18 protein-coding genes are annotated in these 22783 nt (G+C 33.6%); 4 read left to right on the top strand and 14 right to left on the bottom strand.

The window, feature by feature from the left end:
* Position 1: 1 nt before the first annotated feature.
* From BUC23_RS03520 to surE, 5 genes are all read right to left on the bottom strand, one after another.
* Positions 2–2038: a ComEC/Rec2 family competence protein gene (locus tag BUC23_RS03520; RefSeq protein ID WP_073205487.1), complete on the bottom strand. Its 2037-nt coding sequence runs from the start codon at positions 2036–2038 to the stop codon at positions 2–4.
* Positions 2039–2130: 92 nt separating this feature from the next.
* Positions 2131–2631, bottom strand: coding sequence for a C40 family peptidase (locus BUC23_RS03525; protein WP_073205490.1), 501 nt, complete (start codon positions 2629–2631; stop codon positions 2131–2133).
* 47 nt (positions 2632–2678) lie between these two features.
* Positions 2679–3791 (bottom strand): lipid-A-disaccharide synthase, encoded by a 1113-nt coding sequence (gene lpxB / locus BUC23_RS03530; RefSeq protein ID WP_073205493.1) that lies wholly within the window; start codon positions 3789–3791, stop codon positions 2679–2681.
* A gap of 88 nt (positions 3792–3879) precedes the next feature.
* Complete coding sequence (locus BUC23_RS03535) at positions 3880–4152, bottom strand: hypothetical protein (RefSeq protein ID WP_073205495.1); 273 nt, start codon at positions 4150–4152, stop codon at positions 3880–3882.
* The gene (gene surE / locus BUC23_RS03540) at positions 4145–4927 is read right to left on the bottom strand and encodes a 5'/3'-nucleotidase SurE (RefSeq protein ID WP_073205499.1); all 783 of its coding nucleotides are present in this window, start codon (positions 4925–4927) and stop codon (positions 4145–4147) included. Before surE ends, BUC23_RS03535 begins: the two co-directional genes overlap by 8 nt.
* A gap of 209 nt (positions 4928–5136) precedes the next feature.
* On the opposite strand from surE, the gene BUC23_RS03545 reads away from it, so the two are divergent.
* The gene (locus BUC23_RS03545; RefSeq protein ID WP_073205504.1) at positions 5137–7413 is read left to right on the top strand and encodes a carboxy terminal-processing peptidase; all 2277 of its coding nucleotides are present in this window, start codon (positions 5137–5139) and stop codon (positions 7411–7413) included.
* Positions 7414–7601: 188 nt separating this feature from the next.
* A complete protein-coding gene (locus tag BUC23_RS03550; RefSeq protein WP_073205507.1) occupies positions 7602–8465 on the top strand; it encodes a DNA/RNA non-specific endonuclease in 864 nt (287 codons plus the stop codon).
* 157 nt (positions 8466–8622) lie between these two features.
* Here the strand turns inward: BUC23_RS03550 and rodA are convergent, their stop codons facing one another.
* From rodA to purH, 6 genes are all read right to left on the bottom strand, one after another.
* The gene (gene rodA / locus BUC23_RS03555) at positions 8623–9858 is read right to left on the bottom strand and encodes a rod shape-determining protein RodA (protein ID WP_073205510.1); all 1236 of its coding nucleotides are present in this window, start codon (positions 9856–9858) and stop codon (positions 8623–8625) included.
* 18 nt (positions 9859–9876) lie between these two features.
* Complete coding sequence (gene mrdA, locus BUC23_RS03560; RefSeq protein ID WP_073205513.1) at positions 9877–11814, bottom strand: penicillin-binding protein 2; 1938 nt, start codon at positions 11812–11814, stop codon at positions 9877–9879.
* Positions 11811–12317 (bottom strand): rod shape-determining protein MreD, encoded by a 507-nt coding sequence (locus tag BUC23_RS17660; protein ID WP_073205516.1) that lies wholly within the window; start codon positions 12315–12317, stop codon positions 11811–11813. The genes mrdA and BUC23_RS17660 overlap by 4 nt, the downstream gene beginning before the upstream one ends.
* Positions 12310–13134 (bottom strand): rod shape-determining protein MreC, encoded by an 825-nt coding sequence (gene mreC, locus BUC23_RS03570; protein WP_073205520.1) that lies wholly within the window; start codon positions 13132–13134, stop codon positions 12310–12312. Before mreC ends, BUC23_RS17660 begins: the two co-directional genes overlap by 8 nt.
* An 83-nt stretch (positions 13135–13217) precedes the next feature.
* Entirely contained in the window at positions 13218–14246 is a 1029-nt protein-coding gene (locus tag BUC23_RS03575) for a rod shape-determining protein (protein WP_073205523.1), read from the bottom strand.
* A 54-nt stretch (positions 14247–14300) separates the two neighbouring features.
* Positions 14301–15827, bottom strand: coding sequence for a bifunctional phosphoribosylaminoimidazolecarboxamide formyltransferase/IMP cyclohydrolase (gene purH / locus BUC23_RS03580; RefSeq protein WP_073205526.1), 1527 nt, complete (start codon positions 15825–15827; stop codon positions 14301–14303).
* A gap of 164 nt (positions 15828–15991) precedes the next feature.
* Here purH and BUC23_RS03585 point away from each other — a divergent pair, with 164 nt between their 5' ends.
* The gene (locus tag BUC23_RS03585) at positions 15992–17242 is read left to right on the top strand and encodes an ABC transporter permease (RefSeq protein ID WP_073205529.1); all 1251 of its coding nucleotides are present in this window, start codon (positions 15992–15994) and stop codon (positions 17240–17242) included.
* Between the two features lie 121 nt (positions 17243–17363).
* On the opposite strand, the gene accD is transcribed toward BUC23_RS03585, so the two are convergent.
* From accD to tamL, 3 genes are all read right to left on the bottom strand, one after another.
* Positions 17364–18218, bottom strand: coding sequence for an acetyl-CoA carboxylase, carboxyltransferase subunit beta (accD, locus tag BUC23_RS03590; protein ID WP_073205532.1), 855 nt, complete (start codon positions 18216–18218; stop codon positions 17364–17366).
* A gap of 115 nt (positions 18219–18333) precedes the next feature.
* Positions 18334–19401 (bottom strand): class II fructose-bisphosphate aldolase, encoded by a 1068-nt coding sequence (gene fbaA / locus BUC23_RS03595; protein WP_073205535.1) that lies wholly within the window; start codon positions 19399–19401, stop codon positions 18334–18336.
* A 58-nt stretch (positions 19402–19459) separates the two neighbouring features.
* Positions 19460–22018: a translocation and assembly module lipoprotein TamL gene (tamL, locus tag BUC23_RS03600; RefSeq protein ID WP_073205539.1), complete on the bottom strand. Its 2559-nt coding sequence runs from the start codon at positions 22016–22018 to the stop codon at positions 19460–19462.
* Between the two features lie 36 nt (positions 22019–22054).
* Here tamL and BUC23_RS03605 point away from each other — a divergent pair, with 36 nt between their 5' ends.
* Positions 22055–22780: a TrmH family RNA methyltransferase gene (locus tag BUC23_RS03605; RefSeq protein ID WP_073205542.1), complete on the top strand. Its 726-nt coding sequence runs from the start codon at positions 22055–22057 to the stop codon at positions 22778–22780.
* Positions 22781–22783 lie beyond the last annotated feature (3 nt).

Genomic DNA, 22783 nt, shown 5'->3' on the forward strand with positions numbered 1-22783 from the left:
TTTAATTCAATTTATAGAATCCCTTTTCACCAGTAGCGTGAAAAGGGATTTTTTGTTTAGCACAAGTCGCTTTCCAAATTTTCTGCATCGTTTTATAGTTAGATGCATCAGCGACAACTATTTTCGGAGATAGAGTTTGAAACAAGCGTTCCAGATTTATTTTTGGAGATTGGGTAAGTACTAAAATATCCGGTTTTATATTTTTTGGATAAATGCCCAAACTATCTATAATGATAATTTTTTTCCCTTTGAAAAAGGCTACGTTTTGAATTCTTGTTATTGTTTTTAATTCACTGAAATTTCCAACCAAATAGGTGTTTAAAGTACTGTTTTTTGTGGTGATTTTTAAAATACTGTCATTTGCGTATAAACTGACATCATTGCCATTTCGCTCTGTAATAAGTGTATTTTTTTTCAAATTGAAAACCACCCATTCTTGCTGGTTTTGAATGTTATATTGGGTTTGCAAAAATGATGTTTGTAGAATAATAATAGTAATTAAAGCTAGAATTAATTTATTGAAAGTTGGTTTTTTAAACCAAATGATTAGTGCAATAAGGAACAAATAACTGCTGATTAAAAGGGAATAATTGAACGAGATATTATGGATTATAAATTGTTCCACAGAAGCGATTGAATTAATTATTTTATTCAAATAATAGACACTCCATTCCAAAGGTTTGGCAAACACAAAAGGAACGTAGCCAAAAGCCGCCAAAACCATAACCAAAACGCCTAAAATCATTATAATACTTAGCAGCGGTATAATGACTAAATTAGTTACGAAGAATAATCCCGGAAATTGATGGAAGTAGTAAATGCTTAAAGGCAATGTTCCGATTTGTGCCGCAAAGGAAACCGTCAGAATATCCCAAATGTATTTTGTAATCTTATTTTTTGGTAACCAGACGGAGGTTAAAAGCGGTTGCAACCAAATAATAAAAAATAGAGCGATATAGCTTAATTGAAAACCAACATCAAATAGAAAGGAAGGTTCGAAAAGTAATATAATTAAGATGGAAACCAGTAACGTATGATAAATATTTACGCTTCGTCTTAAATGATTTCCTATTGCGACAAACGAAAACATGGTTACAGAACGCACAACAGATGGTGCCAAACCTGCTATTAGACCGAAGATGGATAATGAGGCAAGAATGATTAGTAACTTTAAGAGTGAGCCTCGTTTTGTGTTGGGCAGAGGTTTAAGAATAAATGTTACAAATAGTAATATAAATCCAATATGCAATCCTGAGACCGACAATATATGTACAGCGCCAGCGTACTGATAATCCCGAATAATTTCAGGCGAAATATCTTGTTGCTGACCCAGAATTAATGCTAGGGCTACAGTTAATTCTGTTTTATTAAAGTTGCTTTTTTCTAAGTTATCAATGATTTTAGACCTTAATTTGGAAGTATAATACCAAATGCTTTTATCTATTTCAGTTCCAATTTTTATTTCGGCAGACTCAGTGTAAACTTGCGCAAAGATTTGCTTGTTTTCGAGGTATTTACTGTAGTCAAATTGATTAGGGTTATTTGGAGGACTATTTTTATGTAAGGTAGTTTTGATTTGTAAAATATCGCCTATCTGAAATACATGTCGTAAACTGTCTTTTCGAATATTTAGGATTAACCTACCCGTGCTTTCTAATTGGTCTATACGGTTTACAATTGCAATATAACGTTCATTAGCTGTAGAACTTTTTAGCTTTTCTCGCAGAGTTATGGTAAGCAAATGGGGATTTTCATAAATGGAGCTGTAATGGGAGTAATTGCTTTTTTGAAAAAAATCATTATGTGTGATATGCGTAATCATACCAATAAAAAACGAAAGTAAACAAGCGGTTAAACCAAAATATAGCTGAGGAATTTTATTTTTTCGCGATAAAAACCAAGTAATTCCTAAGGCCAAAAATGTAATAAATAGTAAAAAAAATACTATTTGTGGATTTGCTTTTGAGTAAAATGCAGCAATTATTCCTAGAACGAAACCAACTGTTATTCTCGCTAAAGGAAATTGGAGCACTTTCATGTTTCTAAAGTACACTTTTTTTAGTAAGAAATAACTTTGTATTTAAAAATAATGAGATAGAACTTTAATTCACTAGGCCAAATTAGTAACTATTATAAAATTCTATTTAACTGAGCATATGTTCTTTTGTAGTAAGACTCTTTTGTTGAGGAAATAATCACTCCTTTTGAGGTAGAGGAATGTATGAATATTATTTCGTCCTCATTGACATCAATGACCATTCCCACATGATTAATTTGAGATTTTCCATTCGTTTTAAAAAAGATTAAATCTCCTTTTTTGGCTTCTTCTCGATCAATAACCACTCCTGTTTTTGATTGTTGATAAGAAGAGTGTGGAAGTTGAACATTGTGCGCGTTAAAAATAGTGCATATTAATCCTGAACAGTCATAGCCAGCTTTTGTAGTGCCAGCGTATTGATATTTAACGCCTATGTTTTCAGTTGCAGTATCGATTAATTCTTCTATCAAACGACTTGTCTTCCTTTTTTCTGATTTAGTGGGATTCTCTTTTTTTGAAGTTATAACCGCAGCTGTGGGTTTACAGGAAGTAAAAAGGAGAACTAATAAAGAAAGAGACAGTAAGTGTTTCAAAAGTTTTTGTTTTTGTAAAAGAATAAAAGTCTATGAAACGACCGAAGTTACTGTAAATCAGCAACAATTAATTTTGCTGTTTTTTTACTCGCACCAATTCCGCCAAGTTTCTCCTCTAATAACTCATATTCTTTTAAAATAGTACTTCGATGAGTAGATTCCAGTATTTTTTTTAATTCCTCTCGAATGCGTTTATTAGAACAGTCTTCCTGAATTAATTCAGTTACCACTTCTTTATCCATAATCAAATTGACCAATGAAATGAATTTAAGGGTGACTATTCGTTTTGCAATTTGGTAAGAAGCCCAGCTTCCTTTATAGCATACAACCTCCGGAACCTTGAATAGTGCTGTTTCTAATGTTGCCGTACCAGACGTGACTAATGCGGCAGTCGCATTTTGCAGCAAGTCATAGGTTTTGTTTGATATAAACTTTATATTTTCATTTGAAATGAACTTTTCATAAAATGAAAATTCCTGACTTGGGGCACCTGCAATCACAAATTGATAATCCGGAAAATCATTGACCACGCTCAGCATCACCGATAGCATTTTTGTAATTTCTTGTTGTCGGCTACCTGGCAAAATGGCGATGATAGGTTTTTCGTTTAATTGATTTTCATTTCTGAAAACAGTAGCGTCAATTGGTTTTTGGTTATGAATTGCATCAATCAATGGATGACCAACAAATTCCACAGGAAAATGATGCTTGTCTTCATAAAAACTTTTTTCGAATGGTAAAATCACATACATTTTATCGATGTCACGTTTGATATCAGCAATTCGGTTTTCTTTCCAGGCCCAAATTTGGGGTGAAATATAGTAGTGAGTTTTCATGCCTAACCCTTTTGCCCATTTTGCAATTCGTAAATTAAAACCAGGATAATCTATAAAAATAATTACATCGGGTTGAAAGTTTGTGATGTCTTTTTTACATATTTTGATGTTATTCAAAATAGTTTTTAAATTGAAAATCACTTCAACAAAGCCCATAAAAGCCAATTGGCGGTAATGTTTTACTAATGTGCCACCAACATTTTGCATCAAATCGCCGCCCCAGAACCGAATATCAGCATTAGGTTCTTCTTCGTAAAGTGCTTTCATCAAATTAGAACCATGTAAATCTCCTGACGCTTCTCCTGCTATGATGTAGTATTTCATGTTTATTTGGTGTTTAGAGGCTTAACTCTGAAATCAGATTTTTATTTAGTATTACTTAAGTAAACAAAGGTATGAATTATTAAATTTTCTATACAAACAGCGAAAGAAGCGCTAAGGATATCACGGCTAAAATGACCCCACGCGCCATTAATTCTTTATTTAATTTCAATAAAATGGCGAATGCTACTAAATCAAGTATGGACCCGAGAGTAATTATTTTGCCTAGTTTCCCTTCAAATTGCATAATCTGCAGACCGCCAAGAAAGCTGTAATTTGTAAAAAAAGTGATAAAAAGGAAGCTCCCAAGTACAGAAGCTAAAATTCCTATTATGAATCCAATTAACAGATCTGTTTTATTCATTCCAATTCCAAGTATTAAGTTGTTGCGTTGCATGATGGGCTGTCAAATCAAACTGAACTGGAACAACTGAAATATATGCATTTTTCAATGCCCATTCATCAGTGTCTTCACCATGGTCTTGATTTATAAATTCGCCTGTAAGCCAATAGTAGTCTCTGCCTTGCGGGGTTTTACGTTTGTCGAATTTTTCCATCCAAATGGCTTTAGCCTGACGGCAAATTTTAATACCCTTAATCTCTTTCTCCTTCAATTTTGGAAAATTTACGTTCAAAACGACTCCTTCGGGAAGTTTATTGGCAAGAACTTCTAATGTTATTTTTCTGATAAATGGCTTTATATCTTCAAAATTTGCATTCCACTCAAAATCTAATAAGGAAAATCCAATAGCCTGAATTCCTTCAATACCAGCCTCAACAGCAGCGCTCATAGTTCCGGAGTAGATTACATTTATTGAAGAATTAGAACCGTGATTTACGCCCGATACGCACAAATCTGGTTTCCTTTTCAGAATTTCACTAACTGCAAATTTTACGCAATCTACTGGAGTGCCAGAGCAACTGTATTCAGTTATGGTATCCCCTTCCTTTGAAAGTTTATTTAAATAAAGCGTATCGTTTATTGTAATACCATGACCTGTAGCGCTTTGTGGTGCGTCAGGAGCAACAACAATGACTTCGCCAATTTCTGCCATTACCGCTATTAATGCTCGAAGTCCTGGTGCAGAAATGCCATCATCATTGGTAACTAATATTAAAGGTTTAGCTTGTTTTGTCATTTTTTATTTTTAAGAAAAGATTTTTAATTCACAATTTATAAAACAAATGTAGTTACACAAAACCGTATTTTATAAACAAAAAATATAAAATTTATGAACTTGATTTATTATAGCCAAAACAAAAAAAACAATTTTATATCTTTAACAAAAAATTATGCAGCGCTTGTTAACGATGGCATAGTTTTTACCGTAATTTAGATTAAAAATTGATGAATACTATTATTGAATATATGAAAAGAAATTATAAAATACTTCTTGTTGTTGCGTGTCTTTCGATTTCGCTATTTGCGTTCAAAATCAATGCAGCAAAAGATACAGACCCCGAGAAAGATAAATTACTTTTAGAATTATTGACTTTTGTTATACAAAAAGGACATTATAATCCTGCAACTATAGATGATACTTTTTCTAAAGGAATTTATAAAGACTATGTTCAAGCTTTAGATCCTTCTAAACGTTTCTTTTTACAATCGGATATTAATGAGTTTTCAAAATATGAAACGCAATTAGATGATCAATTATTAAATAAAGATTTGACTTTTTTCAATCTGACTTACGATCGTTTAATGCAAAGAATGGAGGAAAGTAAAAAAATCTATAAGAACATTTTGAGCCAACCTTTTGACTATAATGTTGATGAGAGTTTTAATACCGACTATGAAAAAGCACCTTATTCGAAAGATAGTAAGGAACTGGCTGATAAATGGCGTAAGCAAATTAAACTGTCGGCTCTGTCCTCGCTAACGGATCGTTTGAAAATGCAGGAAAACAAAAAGAATGGAATTGTGGAAGCTAAAGATTCTTCAAATGATTTAGAACAAGCGGAGCAATTGAAAGTTGATATCATCAGTGCGGAAAAAGATAAAACGGCTGCGTCTTTGGATAAAGGTAAACCGAAAACATTTGAGCAGTTAGAGAAAGAAACTAGAGAAAGTGCGTTAAAATCGCTAGATGAATATTTTGGTTTTATGAAGGACTTAGATAGAAATGATTGGTTTTCTGTATATATCAATTCTATTACGGCTCGTTTTGATCCTCATACTAATTATTTTGCTCCTGAAGAAAAAGAGCGTTTTGATGTTAGTATCAGTGGTAAATTAGAAGGAATTGGTGCTCGTCTTCAAAAGAAGAATGATTTTACTGAAATTTCAGAACTTATCTCCGGTGGACCGGCTTGGAGAGGAAAACAGCTTGAGGCAGGTGATTTAGTAATGAAAGTGGCGCAAGGAAATGAGGAAGCGGTTGATGTTGTTGGGATGCGTCTTGATGATGTTGTTAAAAAAATTAAAGGGCCTAAAGGAACTGAAGTTCGACTTACTGTGAAAAAAGTAGATGGGACAATCAAAATTATTTCTATAATAAGAGATATTGTTGAAATTGAAGAAACCTATGCTAAATCAAGTGTAGTAAATAAAAACGGATTAAAATACGGCGTTATTTATCTGCCAAAATTTTATATTGATTTCGAAAACAAAGACGGTAGAGATGCCGGGAAAGATATTGCCAAAGAGGTGGAACTTTTAAAAGCAGCCGGTGTAAACGGAATCGTGTTAGATGTTCGTGATGACGGCGGTGGATCATTATCAACGGTTGTTGATATCGCTGGATTATTTATTGAGCAAGGTCCAATCGTACAAATCAAATCAGCCGGAAAAAAGAAAGAAGTTTTATTTGACAGAGACAAAAAAATTGAATGGGACGGACCATTGGTAATCATGGTAAACAGTTTTTCAGCTTCTGCTTCTGAGATTTTGGCAGCTGCAATTCAAGATTATAAAAGAGGTATCATTGTAGGAAGTAAGCAAACCTATGGTAAAGGAACGGTGCAAAATGTAATCGATTTGAATCAATTTGTGCGTAATAGTGCAACTGGAGATTTGGGTGCTATAAAAACAACTACTCAAAAATTCTACAGAATAAATGGTGGTTCAACCCAACTTGAGGGCGTTAGCAGTGATATTGTAATGCCGGACAGATATGCTTATTTGAAAATGGGTGAGCGTGATGTTGACAATGCAATGCCTTGGGATAAAATTGATCCTGCTGCCTATTCTGTTTGGAATAAAACTGCTAATTTTAATCAGGCTATTGCAAACAGTAAAAAAAGAATTGCGCAAAGTTCCCAATTTCAATTAATTGAAGAAAACGCAAAATGGATAGACAGTAGAAGTCAGGATAATACCTATAGTCTGAATATGGAGAAGTTTAAAATTGCTCAAAATGCGATCGAAGCAACTGCTAAAAAGTACAAGCCACTTTCTGATTATAAAAACGCATTGAAGTTCACTTCATTGCCTTATGAAATTGACGAGGTAAGCAAAGATGTTGTTTTGAAAGAAAAACGTGCGAGATGGCACGAAGCTTTAGCAAAAGATATTTACGTTGAGGAAGCGTTAAATGTTTTGGATGATTTACAGTCAAAGAGTGTTGTGAAAAAAGCCATACCTGCTAAGCTAAAAAAAGAAAAACTAGCTTCTAAATCATAAAGTCTATATAGGTTTATGAGTAAGTAATTAAAAACGCTTCAAAAATATTTTTTTGAGGCGTTTTTTTTTTGTCCAGGATGTTTTTTATTCTTAGGGTGTTGTAATTCAGTTGTGTTTTTTTTTGAATTTTATAAATGAATAAAAAGGATTATTTTTAACAGTCGTTAATTTAAATTTGAAAGTTATAAATGAAAAAGAAATATCTATATCCGCATGCAATAGTGGTTCTTCTATTCATTTACTGTTCTTCCTGTAGTAAAAATCAAAAAGGGGGAAATCCAATAGATCCAGGTAGTCCTATAAACAATGCGACTTCAAATATTAAATATAAAAGCTCCAGTGAATTAAGCATCGATAACGCATACAGTTACGAGGCGTTTGATTTTTTGCCCTCTTCTACAACAAACGGGGTCGTAAAGCATGCTTTCTATACATTGTCTTATAACGAGGAGTTTGAGCAGGCAGAGTGGGTAGCTTATGAACTGAAGAAATCGTATATTAAAAATAATAATTTTAGACGGCCATTTTTTATTGAAGATCCCAAAGTAGCTACCGGTTCAGCTAGCTGGAGGAATTATAAAAATTCAGGTTATGATAAAGGTCATTTGTGTCCGGCAGGGGATATGGAGTTTGCAATAGATGCCTATAATGATACTTTTCTAACTTCAAATATTTCGCCGCAGCTGCGTGATTTTAATAATGGTATCTGGAATAGATTAGAGCAGAAAGTTCGCTATTGGGCGGTGAAGTATGATGGGCTTTACGTGATTACTGGAGGAGTGCTAAAGGAGTCATCGAGGACAATAGGAAAAGAAAAAGTTTTAGTTCCAAAATATTTTTACAAGATTTTGTTGGATAACAACGAAGGGAATTATAAAATGATTGCTTTTTTGGTTCCTAACGAGGGCAGCTATAAACCATTATATAGTTTTGTAGTTTCTGTAGATCGTGTGGAAGAGATGACTGGCATCGACTTTTTTCCTAAGCTAAAAGATGACCTAGAAAATCAATTAGAAAAAAATAGCGACTATAAAAACTGGAGTTTTAATTAGCCCTGATAGAAATGGAAAGCTTTTGAAGGCACGCTTTTTAGTTTTTCTATTTTTTCAAAGCGACCAAAGGAAGCTCTTTAAGAAATAAATAAAAACTGTAGCGAGACAAAAAACTTGAAATGAATAGCAGGATTTAGCTCCTGATAGTGAATCCCGTTTACCATTCATTTACTTTATTGGCATCCATTTTTATAAATATAAACAATAATATAGTGAATCCCCATAGTCCAGATCCTCCGTAAGAAAAGAAAGGAAGTGGCACACCTATAGTTGGGAATATACCTACGACCATAGCTATATTTACAAAGAAATGAATGAATAAAATACCGGCTACGCAATAGCCATAAACTCTGCTGAATTTGGTTTTTTGTCTTTCGGCGAGGTATATAATTCTTAGAAATAAGCCAACGAAAAGCCCAATTACCACAAGTGAACCAATAAATCCCCATTCTTCACCAACTGTTGTGAAAATATAATCGGTATGTTGTTCCGGGACAAATCCACCTTTAGTTTGTGTGCCTTCTAGAAAACCTTTGCCAAACCATCCGCCAGATCCAATAGCGATTTCAGATTGATTGGTATTGTATCCAATCCCTTTCATATCGACACTTCTACCTAATAAAATATTAAAACGATCTCGATGATGCTGTTTAAAGACATGTTCAAAAACATAATTTACAGATAGAACAAAACCTGACATTAGGACAAAAAGGATACTGCTTAATAATATATTTCTATCGCCTAATCTCGACTTGAAATGGACTATTACGAGTACCAGTAACGCAATCAAGATTACATATTGTGGTTGCAGTACCAGTGTTAGAACAAATAATAATATAGTAACAAAACCAGTCCAAACATACCAAGAAGGAAGACCTTCACGATATAATACGATAATGAATATGCTATATATTAAGGCACTTCCGGGGTCAGGTTGGGGCAATATAAGCATGACTGGCAAAAAGACAATGGCTAATGCCTGAATCTGCCTGTTGACTTCTTTTAAATTAATTTGAGAATCACTTAGATATTTGGCTAATGCCAATGCCGTAGCTGCTTTTGCAAATTCAGAAGGTTGAATTGTAAAACTTCCGAAACCGTACCAACAACGTTGTCCTGCTATCGTCTTACCAAAAACGAATAAACCGGCGAGTGATAATAAAGAGACTCCAAAAATTATACTTGCATACTTTTCATAAAACTTTCCATCTACAGAAAGTATTATAAATATTAATGGTATGGTTAATACAATAAATATGAGCTGTTTCTCAGAAGTGCCCTCCATAGAGGACAAAGAGGAGGAATAAATGTTTAACCACCCCATGATCACAAGCGCAATGTATATAATTACACAGGTCCAATCAAGATTGTTCTTTATACTTTGGTTTTTCATCTGAGGTGTATAGTCGTATTAATTCTGTTGAGTTGTGTCCACTTTTATAACTTGGACGGGAACTACGGTTTTTTTGTTTTTTATTGAATCTTCAATTCTTAACTGTAATTTTATAGTTTCTGAAAGTCCGCCTAATTTAGCATATTGTCCTTGTAAGCTGGTGTTAAGTATGCGAGTTTCTAAATCAGTTCTTGTAATTTTTTTTCTTAAGAATTTTTCAATCATTAGACTGGCAATAGGTCCCGCTATTGTTGCTCCAAAACCTCCGTTTTCAACTAGTATTGCGATAGCAATTTTTGGATTGTCTTTTGGCGCAAAAGCCACAAAAATGGAATGATCTTTTAGTTGTTCTCTTTTGCCATTTATTTTCGCAAAGTTTTCGGCTGTTCCTGTTTTACCACAAATATCGATCCCATCTACTCGGAGGGAGCTTGCTGTTCCTAGATTGTACACATCAAACAAACCGCTTATCATGGGTTTGTAATATCTTTTATCAATTGTGGTAACGTGTTTTGTTGTGAATTTTTTATCAATTTTATGACCTTCAATTCTCTTGATGATGTGAGGAGTATAGTAATAGCCTTCGTTAGCAACCGTTGCCATCATATTGGCGAGTTGTATAGGCGTCATTAAAACTTCGCCTTGTCCAATGGCATTTGATACGATTGTGGTACTACGCCATCCACCATTAGGATAGATTTTTTTGTATGTTTTTGAATCTGGAATATTTCCTTTTTTTCCAGTTGGTAAATCATATCCCATAAATTGTCCTAGTCCAAAACTCTTTATATGATTGCTCCATACATCAACTGCATAAGCTGGTTTTGCATATTTATTTATTGTCAACATATACGCACTTGCGAAATATGTGTTACAAGAATTGTAGATTCCGTTATGTAATTGATGCGGTCCAAAACCGTGGCATTTCATGAATCGTCCTCTTGCATAACTAAAACCATGATGACACATAAAAGTGGTATGCTCATTTACAACACCTTCTTGAAGCGCAACCAATCCGGTTAAGATTTTAAATGGTGAACCTGGAGGATATTCGGCTAATAATCCTCGGTCATATAGCGGCTTTGCTATCGAGTCGTGATATAAAACCGTGTAGTTTTTTGATCGTTGTCTTCCTACTAATATGGAAGGGTCATAAGATGGTGCGGTAACAAGTGCCAGTATTTCGCCCGTTTTAGGTTCAATAGCAACAATTCCACCTCTTTTATTAATCATTAATTGCTCGCCGTACTTTTGAAGTTCGGAATCAATAGTTAGATTGATGTCTTCTCCCTGAACAGCGACAGTGTCATATCTTCCTTCTTTATAAGAACCAATTTCTCTGTTGTACTTGTCTTTTTGAAAATATTTCACTCCTTTTATTCCGCGTAAAATATCTTCGTAACTTTCTTCAACTCCTTGCCTTCCTATTAAATCACCGCTGTTGTAATAAGGATTTTTTGCAACTAATTTTTCATTTACCTGCGTTATGAATCCAAAAACATTGGCTCCGTAATCTACTTCATAATCCCGTAAAGAACGTTTTTGAAAGTAGAAACCTTCGAATTTTCTAATTTTTTCTTGGAATGCAGCAAATTCGCTTTTGTTTAATTGTGGCAAAAATACTGATGGTAATCTTGGACTGTATATTTTGGCTTTTGCCATTCGTTTCAAGAAGTCTTCTTTGGTAATGTCAAGTAATTGACAAAGTTCTAAAGTATCTATGTTTTTTACATCTCTAGGTATAACCATGATGTCATAAGATGCTTGATTAGCAACTAATAATTTGCCATTTCTATCGTAAATATAACCTCTTTCCGGATAGTCATACTTTATTTTGATTGCATTATTGTCTGATTTTAGTTTGAAGGAATCGTCAATAAATTGCAAATAAAATATCCGTATCACCAGCAATAACGCTGCAACAATGATTAAAGAAGGCAGCAATACTTTTCTCATCTTTTGTTTGGCTTAATAAGGTAGATTATTGTAATACAAAGCAATAATGTAAACAGGGTGCTTAATAATGTTCTCAGCAATATGTCTAAAATAAAGCTAAACTGAAAAGCTTCTAAAATAAACAAAATGAGATGGTGGATCAAAACAGAAAGTAATATAAAAGAGAATCTTTCTGGAGTTAGTACGTCATTTAATTTAACGGTTTGGTATTCATAACTCAAACCAAAAGAAAATTTGAAAATAAAAGGTCTAAAATAAGCGAGAACTAAACAAGCGGTTGTGTGTATTCCGCCCGAATTAGAAAACATATCCATGATAAGACCAAGAAAAAAGCTGGCGATTAATAACCCGGATTTATTTCCATTTACAGGATATAATATGATGAAGAGTATATATGGAAATGGACTGATATAGCCCAAAAAATTCATATTATTGAAAATAATAATTTGGACTGCCAGTAACAGAACGAATCGAAAAATATTGACTAACAAAGTGCTATTCATTTTTTTCTTTTTTTTCTAAATTAATAAGTTCCTCGCGATCTTTACTTTTTATGATATAGACATGACCTAAATTTGTCATGTCATTAAAGAGTTTCACTTTTATTGTATAATAGTGAGTTTGATCGTCTATTTCTATTTTGTCAATTGTTCCTATATTGATATTCTCAGGAAATATTACAGATTGTCCACCAGTTACGATGGTATCTCCTTTTCTAACTGAAGCAAGTCTAGGCACATCTATTAATTGTACAAAACCAGTGCTTTTTCCATTCCAAATCAAAGAACCAAAATGATTAGATTTTTTGATTTTGGCGTTTATTTGAGATTTTGTATTCAAAATACTCACCACAGTAGAATATCTTGGAGAGGTGTTATCAATAATACCTATGATACCCAAATCATTGATTACTCCCATGTCCGGTTTTACGCCTTGAAGTTCGCCTGAATTTAAAGTTAAATAGTTTTCATGTGAATTGAACGAATTATGAATCACTTTAGAAACTACTATATCAGATGGTTTTACTCCTTTTAAACTGTCTAATTTCTTTATTACAGTGGTGTCTTTTTTATTAAATAATAGACTTTTTAACTTTGCATTTTCAAGCGCAAGGGCATCATTTTGAGTTTTTAAATTTAAATACTCATTGATGTTATTGACTTTTTCATAAACACCTCCACTCAAAAAGTTAGCAGAACTGATTATTTTACTTCTATGAAAAGAGTGAGATTGAATAGTAAGAGTTAACGAAATACCCAAAAGCAGCAAAAACAGTATACGATTACTGTTTTTAAAAATAAAATTAAATATTTGCTGCATTTTTTTAAGTTAAAAATTTTTTAAAATCAATCCCTGATTCCAATATATAGCTTTATAAATTGGAATCTGGAAATTGGAATTTGTTATTTTATAAGGATACTTTTAAATTTTGTAATGTTTTTAAGCGCCATACCAGTTCCTCTAACCACAGCTCTCAATGGATCTTCCGCAATGTAAACAGGTAAATCTGTTTTTTGCGAAATTCTTTTGTCAAGACCTCTCAACATTGATCCTCCACCTGCAAGATAGATTCCTGTATTGTAGATATCTGCTGCTAATTCAGGAGGTGTTTGAGATAAAGTTTCCATTACGGCATCTTCAATCCTTTGAATTGATTTGTCTAATGCCTTCGCTATTTCTCTATATGAAACCTCCACTTGTTTTGGTTTACCAGTCAGTAAATCTCTTCCTTGAACAGACATGTCTTCTGGAGGAGTTTCTAAATCTTCGATAGCGGCACCAATTTGGATTTTTATTTTTTCAGCAGTAGTCTCTCCAACAAAAAGGTTGTGTTGAGTGCGCATATAGTAAACGATGTCATTTGTAAATACGTCACCAGCAATTTTTACTGATTTGTCACAAACAATACCGCCTAATGCTATGACTGCAATTTCAGTAGTTCCTCCACCTATATCGACAATCATGTTTCCTTTTGGTTGCATGATATCGATTCCAATACCTATTGCTGCGGCCATAGGTTCGTGTATCAAATAAACTTCTTTACCGTTAACTCTTTCGCAGGATTCTTTAACCGCTCTCATTTCCACTTCAGTAATGCCTGAAGGAATACAAACAACCATTCTTAATGCGGGAGTAAACATTCTTTTCTTCAATGCTGGTATGCTTTTTATAAATAAGCTTATCATTTTTTCAGAAGCATCAAAATCAGCGATTACACCATCTTTCAAAGGTCTAATCGTCTTAATGTTTTCATGTGTTTTACCCTGCATCATGCTTGCTTCTTTACCTACAGCAATGATTTTGCCCGATACTCTATCACGAGCAACTATTGAAGGGCTGTCAATTACAACTTTATCATTATGTATGATTAAAGTATTAGCGGTACCAAGATCTATCGCGATATCCTCGGTCATGAAATCAAAAAATCCCATAAGTTTTTTAGGGGTTAAAAAGTTATAAATTTGAGACGGGCAAAGTTAAACAAATTAATGTTTAAAATGACGCGTTCCAGTAAATACCATTGCAACTTTATTTTCATTACAATAATTGATGCTCAATTCGTCTTTTATTGATCCGCCAGGCTGAATCACTGCAGTAATGCCAGCTTTTTTTGCAATTTCCACACAGTCGGGGAAAGGAAAGAAAGCGTCACTTGCCATGACTGCTCCGTGTAAATCAAAATGGAAATTATTTGCTTTTTCTATGGCTTGTAATAAAGCATCAACTCTTGATGTTTGTCCAGTACCAGAAGCTATAAGTGTACCGTTTTTTGCAAAAACAATTGTATTTGATTTTGTGTTTTTGCAAATTTTAGAAGCAAAAATTAAATCTAGAACTTCTTTTTCTGAAGGAGCTATAGTAGTAACGGTTCGTAAGTCTTCTTTATTGTCTGTAATATTGTTTCTTTCCTGAACTAGAATCCCGTTCAAGCAAGAACGAACCTGCTTTTGTGGTAAAACCACATCGTTTTGAACTAATATAATTCTGTTTTTCTTTTCTTGTAAAATTGCAATAGCCTCAGCATCATATTCAGGGGCAATAACTACTTCGCAAAATAATTTATTTATTTCGGTTGCTGTTTTAACATCTATTTTTGTGTTAGAAATCAAAACGCCTCCAAATGCTGAAGTTGGATCACAAGCCAAAGCTACTTCATACGCTTCGCTTATGGTGCTTCTTGTAGCAAGTCCGCAAGCATTATTGTGTTTTAAAATGGCAAATGTAGGCCCGTCATTTTTGAATTCATTAATCAAATTAACTGCGGCGTCTACATCTAATAAGTTGTTGTAAGACAATTCTTTTCCGTGAACTTTTTTGAACATGGCATCAAAGTCACCAAAGAAAAAACCTTTTTGATGTGGATTTTCCCCGTATCTCAATACTTGTCCATTAGCAATGCTTTGTTTGTATATAGTCTCGTCTGTATTGAAATAATTGAAAATGGCTGTGTCATAATGAGAAGAAACATGAAATGCTTTTGTAGCCAATAATTTTCTGTCCTCAAGTGTAGTTGATCCTTCTTGATTCGTAATCAAATCCAAAAGTAAACCATATTGATCAACAGAAGCTACAATGACAGTGTCTTTGAAATTTTTTGCAGCAGCACGAATCAACGAAATACCACCAATATCTATTTTTTCAATTATATCAGATTCGCTGGCTCCTGATGCAACTGTTTTTTCAAAAGGATATAAATCAACAATAACTAAATCAATTTGCGGAATATTAAATTCTTCCATCTGCTGCACATCACTCTCGTTGTCTTGACGATTTAGAATACCTCCAAAAACTTTTGGGTGTAATGTTTTTACTCTTCCACCAAGAATAGATGGGTAAGAAGTTACATCCTCAACTGGAATTACAGGAATATCTAAGTTTTTTATAAAGTCCTCCGTTCCACCGGTAGAGTATAAGATGACATTTTGAGAATGCAGTTTTCTTACGATAGGCTCAAGACCTTCTTTTGAAAATACTGAAATTAATGCAGATTGAATTTTTTTAGTAGTGTTCATTGTGTAGTTATAATTATAAAGTGCAAAAATAGTTTTTTTTTGATTATAAATTTCAACGAAGATTCGTAACATTATCTTAAATAATCATACTAACTTGTTGGTAGGGTTTTATTAGGTTTCTGAATAAAATTTATTGAATTTTACTTTAACGCAAAAAAGTTTTTATGTTAGTCTATCTTCGATTATTAAAAGAGAGTTTTAGTTTTGCAATGAATGCCTTACGAAACAACAAATTAAGAACGTTGCTTTCTTTGTTGGGGGTTACCATTGGTATTTTTTCTATTATAGCAGTACTGGCAGCTGTAGATTCTTTGGATAGAAAGATTACAAAAGATTTAAGCAGCTTAGATAAGAACACTATTTATTTAATGAAATTTTCTTTCGGTCCGTCTGATATTCCACAATGGAAAAGGGAGCAGTTTCCGAATGTTGAGTATGATGAATATACCTACATGAAAGGCGCTATGACTAATACGGCGCAAATGGGATACCAAATATTCACAAAAAGAGAATCTATAAAATACGACTCTAAAACTGTAAGTGATGTCAATGTAGTGCCTGTTTCACATGAATTTATAGATATTCAAGGACTTGAATTTGAAAAAGGAAGATTTTACAACGAATCAGAAGCTAACTCTGGTGCTACAGTAATAGTCCTAGGGGATGAGATTGCAAAACAATTATTTGAGAATTTTGACCCAATAGGCAAGAATGTGCGTTTGTATGGGAAAAGATTTACGGTAATTGGAGTTTTGAAAAAAGAAGGTGCTGGGTTATTTGGAGACAGTAACGATACAACTGTTTTTATTCCTGTTAATTTTGTACGTCAATTGTACGGGGACAGTAATACAACATCAACTAATGTAATTATTTTAAAGCCTGAAAAAGGTATTGATATGGAAGCTTACAAAGATGAAATTTCTCAAAAATTACGAAGTTACAGAGGTTTGAAATCGGGAGAAATTGATAATTTTTTCATTAATGTATTTTCAGGTTTCACTGACTTTATTGATAATATTTTAGGTCAAATGAATGTTGTGGGCTGGATTATAAGTGGATTTTCATTACTTGTTGGAGGATTTGGGATCGCTAATATTATGTTTGTTTCCGTGAAAGAGCGCACGAATTTAATAGGAATTCAGAAATCTTTAGGGGCGAAAAATAGATTTATCCTTTTTCAATTTTTATTTGAAGCGATTATACTTTCGGTAATTGGTGGGATTATCGGTCTTTTGTTAGTTTGGATTATCTCGGTAGTTTTAACAAAAGTAGTTGATTTCGAGTTTGTTTTAGGAATAGGAAATGTTCTTTTAGGAACTGGTCTTGCCGCGTTAATTGGGTTGATTTCTGGAATTCTTCCTGCTATTGCAGCTTCTAAATTGGATCCCGTTGAGGCAATTAGAACCGGGATGTAGACGTAGTTATTTAGATTGACATAATAAATTAACATATAAAAACGGCTCTCAAAATAATTGAGAGCCGTTTTTCTTTGTGTTTTTTAAACAAAAAAAATCCCGATCAGCTCGGGATTTAAATTTATCGTATTTCGTTGTTTTGAATTAAATCGATATACAAATTAATTTTGTCTTTCAATTCTTTTCTCGGAGTTATAAAGTCTAAGAAACCATGTTCCAAAAGGAACTCAGCAGTCTGGAAGCCTTCCGGTAAATCTTTACCAGTTGTGTCACGCACAACTCTAGGTCCGGCAAATCCAATTAAAGCACCCGGTTCAGAAATATTTATATCTCCTAACATGGCATAAGAAGCAGTTGTTCCACCAGTAGTTGGATCCGTACACAAAGAAATATAAGGTAATTTTGCCTCGGCAAGTTGAGCTAGTTTTACAGATGTTTTTACTAATTGCATCAATGAGTAAGCAGCTTCCATCATTCTTGCTCCACCTGATTTAGAAATCATCACAAATGGCAATTGATTTTTTATAGCGTGATCAATTCCTCTTGCGATTTTTTCTCCTACTACAGCACCCATAGAACCACCAATGAAGGCGAAATCCATACAGCAAATTACCAATTCTTTCCCTTTAGATTTTCCAACTGCAGTACGTACTGCATCTTTAAGTTTGGTTTTTTCCATTACGTCTTTCAATCGATCTGCATATTTTTTTGTATCCACAAAATGCAAAGGATCTTTAGACGTCATGTTTTTATCTAATTCGACAAACTCATTGTTGTCAAATAAAATTTGAAAATAGGCTGAACTTCCAATTCTGACATGAAAACCATCTTCTGGACTTACAAATAAGTTGCGAGCCAATTCGTCAGCATCAATAATTTTTCCTGTCGGAGATTTGTACCAAAGACCTTTTGGAATGTCCATTTTGTCTTCAGTAGGAGTTGTGATTCCTTTTTCTTTTCTTTTAAACCAAGCCATTTATTTAGTATTCAGAGTTCAGTAATCAGGTATTCAGTGTTTTGTAATCAGCTTTAGTGTTCCATTATCAGCATTTGAGAACTGAACACTAAAAACTGAAAACTGACCACTATTTTTATAATGTATTCACATTGTTTAAGTCAGCAAATGCTTGCTCAAGTCTTGCGTTGAAAGTAACTTCGCTCTCACGTAACCATTTTCTTGGATCGTAATATTTTTTGTTTGGAGCATCAGCACCTTCTGGGTTTCCAATTTGAGTTTTCAAATAGTCAATATTTTTCACCATATAATCACGAATACCTTCCGTAAATGCAAATTGCAAATCAGTATCAATATTCATTTTTATTACTCCGTAGCTAATTCCTTCTCTGATTTCTTCAAGCGTAGAACCTGAACCACCATGGAAAACAAAGTCTACTGGATTAGATCCTGTATTGAATTTATTTTGTACAAAATCTTGAGAATTTTTTAATATTTTTGGAGTCAATTTTACATTTCCTGGTTTGTAAACACCATGCACGTTACCAAAAGCAGCGGCAATTGTAAATCTTGGGCTTACTTTTGAAAGTTCCTCGTATGCATAAGCAACTTCCTCTGGTTGTGTATATAATTTTGAGCTGTCAACATCAGAGTTATCGACACCATCTTCTTCACCACCTGTAATTCCAAGTTCGATTTCCAATGTCATTCCCATTTTGCTCATTCTTTCTAAATAACCTTTGCAGATTTCGATATTTTCTTCGATTGGCTCCTCAGATAAATCAATCATGTGAGAAGAGAACAATGGTTTTCCTGTTTCAGCAAAATGTTTTTCTGAAGCATCTAATAAACCGTCAATCCAAGGCAATAATTTTTTAGCACAATGGTCTGTATGAAGTATCACGGTTGCTCCGTAAGCTTCCGCCAAAGTATGAATGTGTAATGCACCGGCTATTCCACCAGCGATCGCAGCTTTTTCATTAACATTAGAAAGTCCTTTTCCAGCATTGAATTGAGCTCCTCCGTTAGAAAATTGAATAATAACTGGAGCATTTAATTTTGCAGCAGTTTCAAGAACACCGTTGATGGTATTTGATCCCGTAACATTTACAGCTGGTAATGCAAATCCTTTTTCTTTTGCGTAATTGAAGATTTCTTGTACTTGATCTCCCGTAGCTACGCCTGGTTTTATGTTGTGTGCCATTGTAATTTTTTTAGTTATTTTTTTAGTTTTTAGTTTGCAAAAATAAGAATTAATAGAATTAGAATGGGTAATTTATTCCAAAATTTAAAACAGAGTGTCCAAAATTGTATTCTTTAAACCATTTTTGGCCGCTTTCATTCGCTGGATTGTAGGTCTTAAATCCTAAATCAAAACGAATTACAAAAAAACTAAAATCATATCTTAGTCCAAAACCAGAACCTAACGCAATGTCTTTTAAATCTCCAAAACCGGTAAAAGTTGATTTTTCATCAACAACATTATCCAAGACATTCCATATATTTCCTGCATCAGCAAAAAGTGCTCCTTTTAAACTGCCTAGAAGTTTGAATCTAAATTCGCCACTTATGGCAATTTTCATATTTGCTTCATTAAAATCATCAGTTGCGCCACTACTTCCCGGTCCTAAGGCATATGGCTGCCAAGCTCTGTTATCATTAGATCCACCAGAGAAATAACTTCTTGAAAAGGGAACGTTGTCTGAATTCCCGAAAGGAATTGCAATTCCAAAAAAAGTTCGAACGGCAAAGACTTTTTCTTTAGTTAAATCCCAATGTTTTATATAATCGAACTCCGTTTTTATATATTCTGAATATTCTAAATTAAATATTTCGTGATTTCCATTTACATTTTTAGGCATACTTGCGCCTTTTGCTACTAATGACAAAAGGGTTCCTGCAGACTCAATTTTAGTTCTGAAAAGGTAAAAGTCGTTATCTAACAAATCTTTTTTAGTTGTTTTTGAAAAGGTGAAACTGGTGGCAAGAATAAAATCATTTTCTGTAAGTCGCACTCTTCGCTCTTCGATGCTTTTTACGCTTTGAAAATCTGTTTGCGCTATTGGTGTAAGAAAACTTCCGGTTCCGGTTAGTACATCATTGGTGAAACCGCTAGTTCCGTCTTCAATTATTAAATTTCCATCAGTGTCAAAATAAGAAGTGTTGTTGCTATACGTTTTTCCGATTTCGTTTAATGCTTTGTACGATGATCCATAAACATTGAAGTAATTTTGGGGATTTAGATTTCTTACAAATTGTACGTTGAATAAATCAAAGCGTGCGGTATTGTTTTTTTTAGGAGTCCAGTTATAGGATAATGCACCCGTAAAATTTTCCTTATCCAAACCAATGTTTTGTTGTTTTGCAAAACCCGCATTGGCAAGTGTGGAAGGAATCATACTCTTGGGAATGATTTTTTCGGTGCTAAAAGGCATGAAAATTCTTGGGATGTTTAATTTTAAATCTAATCCGTATTCTGAAACATTGAAGAAATTATTCTTTGGGTTTGCTAAATCTTTTGAGGAACCAATATTTCCTCTCGCTCCAATTTCTAAAGTTTCCGCTCCATTAAAAACATTTCTGATTGTTTCCGAAACACTTAATCCAATACCTACGTCTTGTATGTTAGAATGTGTTAAGTCTAAGTTAGTGCCAAAACTGTATTTTTTTCGTGGGGACAAATAGATTTTGGCAATTAACGAGTGTGCGGTCGTATCTCTTGCGTCAACTTCATATTGAATACTTGGATAATTAAAAATTTTAAGGTTATTCAGGTAACGTGTTGTTAAAACCGTTTTGTTGTCTGCAAATAAACTTCCTTTAGTAATAAAGATTGCATTAGTGATTGCGCGCGGTTTGTATTTTAATTTGTCCTGGCTGTATAGATTAAAATTGTTATAAGTGGTGCTGTCAGTTATGTTTAGCTTTTTAGTTGGCGAATAGTCGGTGTAAATGTTTACATCACTTATTTTATACATTTTAAAAGGTTCCGTTCTGCTTGAATCTTGCTCTTGATAAGAATAATTATTGATGATAAGATTTACATTTGCCTTATTCACTTTTTTGATTGTGTCAATGTCAAAAGTTACATAGTTAGGCTGGAAGAAATAAACTCCATTGTTCCTAAAATGAGTAGTGATTCGGTTTTTTTCATTCTCAAAATCTAGTGTTTTATATTGATTGCCTGATTTTATTAAACTATTCGATTTTATAGATTCATACAATGAGTCTAAGACAGGAGTTAGAATAGTTGTTTTTATAGTGTCCAAAGAATAAGGTGCGCCTGTAATTATAGTATATTTTGTTTTGGCTTTTTTTATGCTCAACGTGTCTATAGTATAATTAGCTTTTACATTGAAATAACCGGTATTAAAATAATAATATCTTAAGCGTACGATGGATTTATCTATTTTCGTTTTCTCAATGATTACTGGCGGTTCTCCTGTTTTTTTTAAAAAATCATGGATGCCGTGATACCAGAAAGACTGACCCAGTCTGTCAACTTGCTTTGCTGATAGCCATTTTGATTTTCTTTCATATTTTCCGGGATTATTAGTAAATTTAGCTTGATAGGTAGAGTCTGGATTCAGGTTAGCTAAGTTGTATAAATTCAATCGCAATCGATAGCCTAGAAAGGTGCTGTTGGGTTTTTGATACAGTTGATTAAAAACAATTTCTTCTTTTGTGGTCTTATCATTTACCTTAATTTCGTTTTTTGTAAGCAGTAATTTTCCCTCGGGAACTCGTTTTACAGCATTACATGCGCAAATAAATATTGCTATTAGAATAAATGCTGTTATTTTTGTGGAAATCTTCTTCAATTGTTATAAATATTTAATTCAAAAGTACATTATTTTATGGTTAGTAAAAACCAAATAAAACTTATAACGAGTTTACAGCAAAAAAAATATCGAAACACCAATAAATTATTTTTTGCCGAAGGCGTAAAAGTAATTCAAGAATTATTGCAGTCTAATTTTGAACTGGAACATTTGTATTCGACTTTAAACGATTTTGAAGAAGTTTCGAAAGTAAAAAAGACACTTATTGACGACAATGATTTAAAGAAAATAAGCGCTTTGTCAACTCCAAACTCTTGTTTAGCAGTCTTTAAAATTCCTGTTGAGAAAGAGAGGATTGAATCGGGACTGATTCTTGCTCTTGATTCCGTTCGCGATCCTGGAAATTTAGGAACTATATTGCGGTTGTGTGACTGGTTTGGGATCAATCAGCTGCTGTGCTCTAAGGAAACCGTTGATATTTATAATCCAAAAGTCGTGCAGGCCACAATGGGTTCCATAGCCAGAGTAAATGTGAATTATGTTGATTTGAATGCTTTTATAGCGCAAACTACACTGCCGGTTTTTGGAACATTTATGGATGGTGAAAATATTTATAAAACGAGTTTGTCGCAGGAAGGAATTATTGTAATGGGAAATGAAGCTAACGGAATTTCGGCAGAATTAGAGAGGTTAATTCAAAATAGATTGACTATTCCTCGTTTTGGAGACATCCAAAAAACAGAAAGTTTGAATGTTGCCACCGCTACCGCTATTGTTTTGAGTGAGTTTCGCCGAGGCTAGTAT

The organism is Flavobacterium xinjiangense, assembly GCF_900142885.1.
GTDB classification, from domain to species: Bacteria; Bacteroidota; Bacteroidia; order Flavobacteriales; family Flavobacteriaceae; genus Flavobacterium; species Flavobacterium xinjiangense.

Bases quoted from the DNA above. Each gene is read 5' to 3' on its own strand.
- BUC23_RS03520 (WP_073205487.1), bottom strand. From the start codon at position 2,038: ATGAAAGTGCTCCAATTTCCTTTAGCGAGAATAACAGTTGGTTTCGTT.
- lpxB (WP_073205493.1), bottom strand. From the start codon at position 3,791: ATGAAATACTACATCATAGCAGGAGAAGCGTCAGGAGATTTACATGGT.
- BUC23_RS03535 (WP_073205495.1), bottom strand. From the start codon at position 4,152: ATGAATAAAACAGATCTGTTAATTGGATTCATAATAGGAATTTTAGCT.
- surE (WP_073205499.1), bottom strand. From the start codon at position 4,927: ATGACAAAACAAGCTAAACCTTTAATATTAGTTACCAATGATGATGGC.
- BUC23_RS03545 (WP_073205504.1), top strand. From the start codon at position 5,137: ATGAATACTATTATTGAATATATGAAAAGAAATTATAAAATACTTCTT.
- BUC23_RS03550 (WP_073205507.1), top strand. From the start codon at position 7,602: ATGAAAAAGAAATATCTATATCCGCATGCAATAGTGGTTCTTCTATTC.
- rodA (WP_073205510.1), bottom strand. From the start codon at position 9,858: ATGAAAAACCAAAGTATAAAGAACAATCTTGATTGGACCTGTGTAATT.
- mrdA (WP_073205513.1), bottom strand. From the start codon at position 11,814: ATGAGAAAAGTATTGCTGCCTTCTTTAATCATTGTTGCAGCGTTATTG.
- BUC23_RS17660 (WP_073205516.1), bottom strand. From the start codon at position 12,317: ATGAATAGCACTTTGTTAGTCAATATTTTTCGATTCGTTCTGTTACTG.
- mreC (WP_073205520.1), bottom strand. From the start codon at position 13,134: ATGCAGCAAATATTTAATTTTATTTTTAAAAACAGTAATCGTATACTG.
- BUC23_RS03575 (WP_073205523.1), bottom strand. From the start codon at position 14,246: ATGGGATTTTTTGATTTCATGACCGAGGATATCGCGATAGATCTTGGT.
- purH (WP_073205526.1), bottom strand. From the start codon at position 15,827: ATGAACACTACTAAAAAAATTCAATCTGCATTAATTTCAGTATTTTCA.
- BUC23_RS03585 (WP_073205529.1), top strand. From the start codon at position 15,992: ATGTTAGTCTATCTTCGATTATTAAAAGAGAGTTTTAGTTTTGCAATG.
- accD (WP_073205532.1), bottom strand. From the start codon at position 18,218: ATGGCTTGGTTTAAAAGAAAAGAAAAAGGAATCACAACTCCTACTGAA.
- fbaA (WP_073205535.1), bottom strand. From the start codon at position 19,401: ATGGCACACAACATAAAACCAGGCGTAGCTACGGGAGATCAAGTACAA.
- BUC23_RS03605 (WP_073205542.1), top strand. From the start codon at position 22,055: ATGGTTAGTAAAAACCAAATAAAACTTATAACGAGTTTACAGCAAAAA.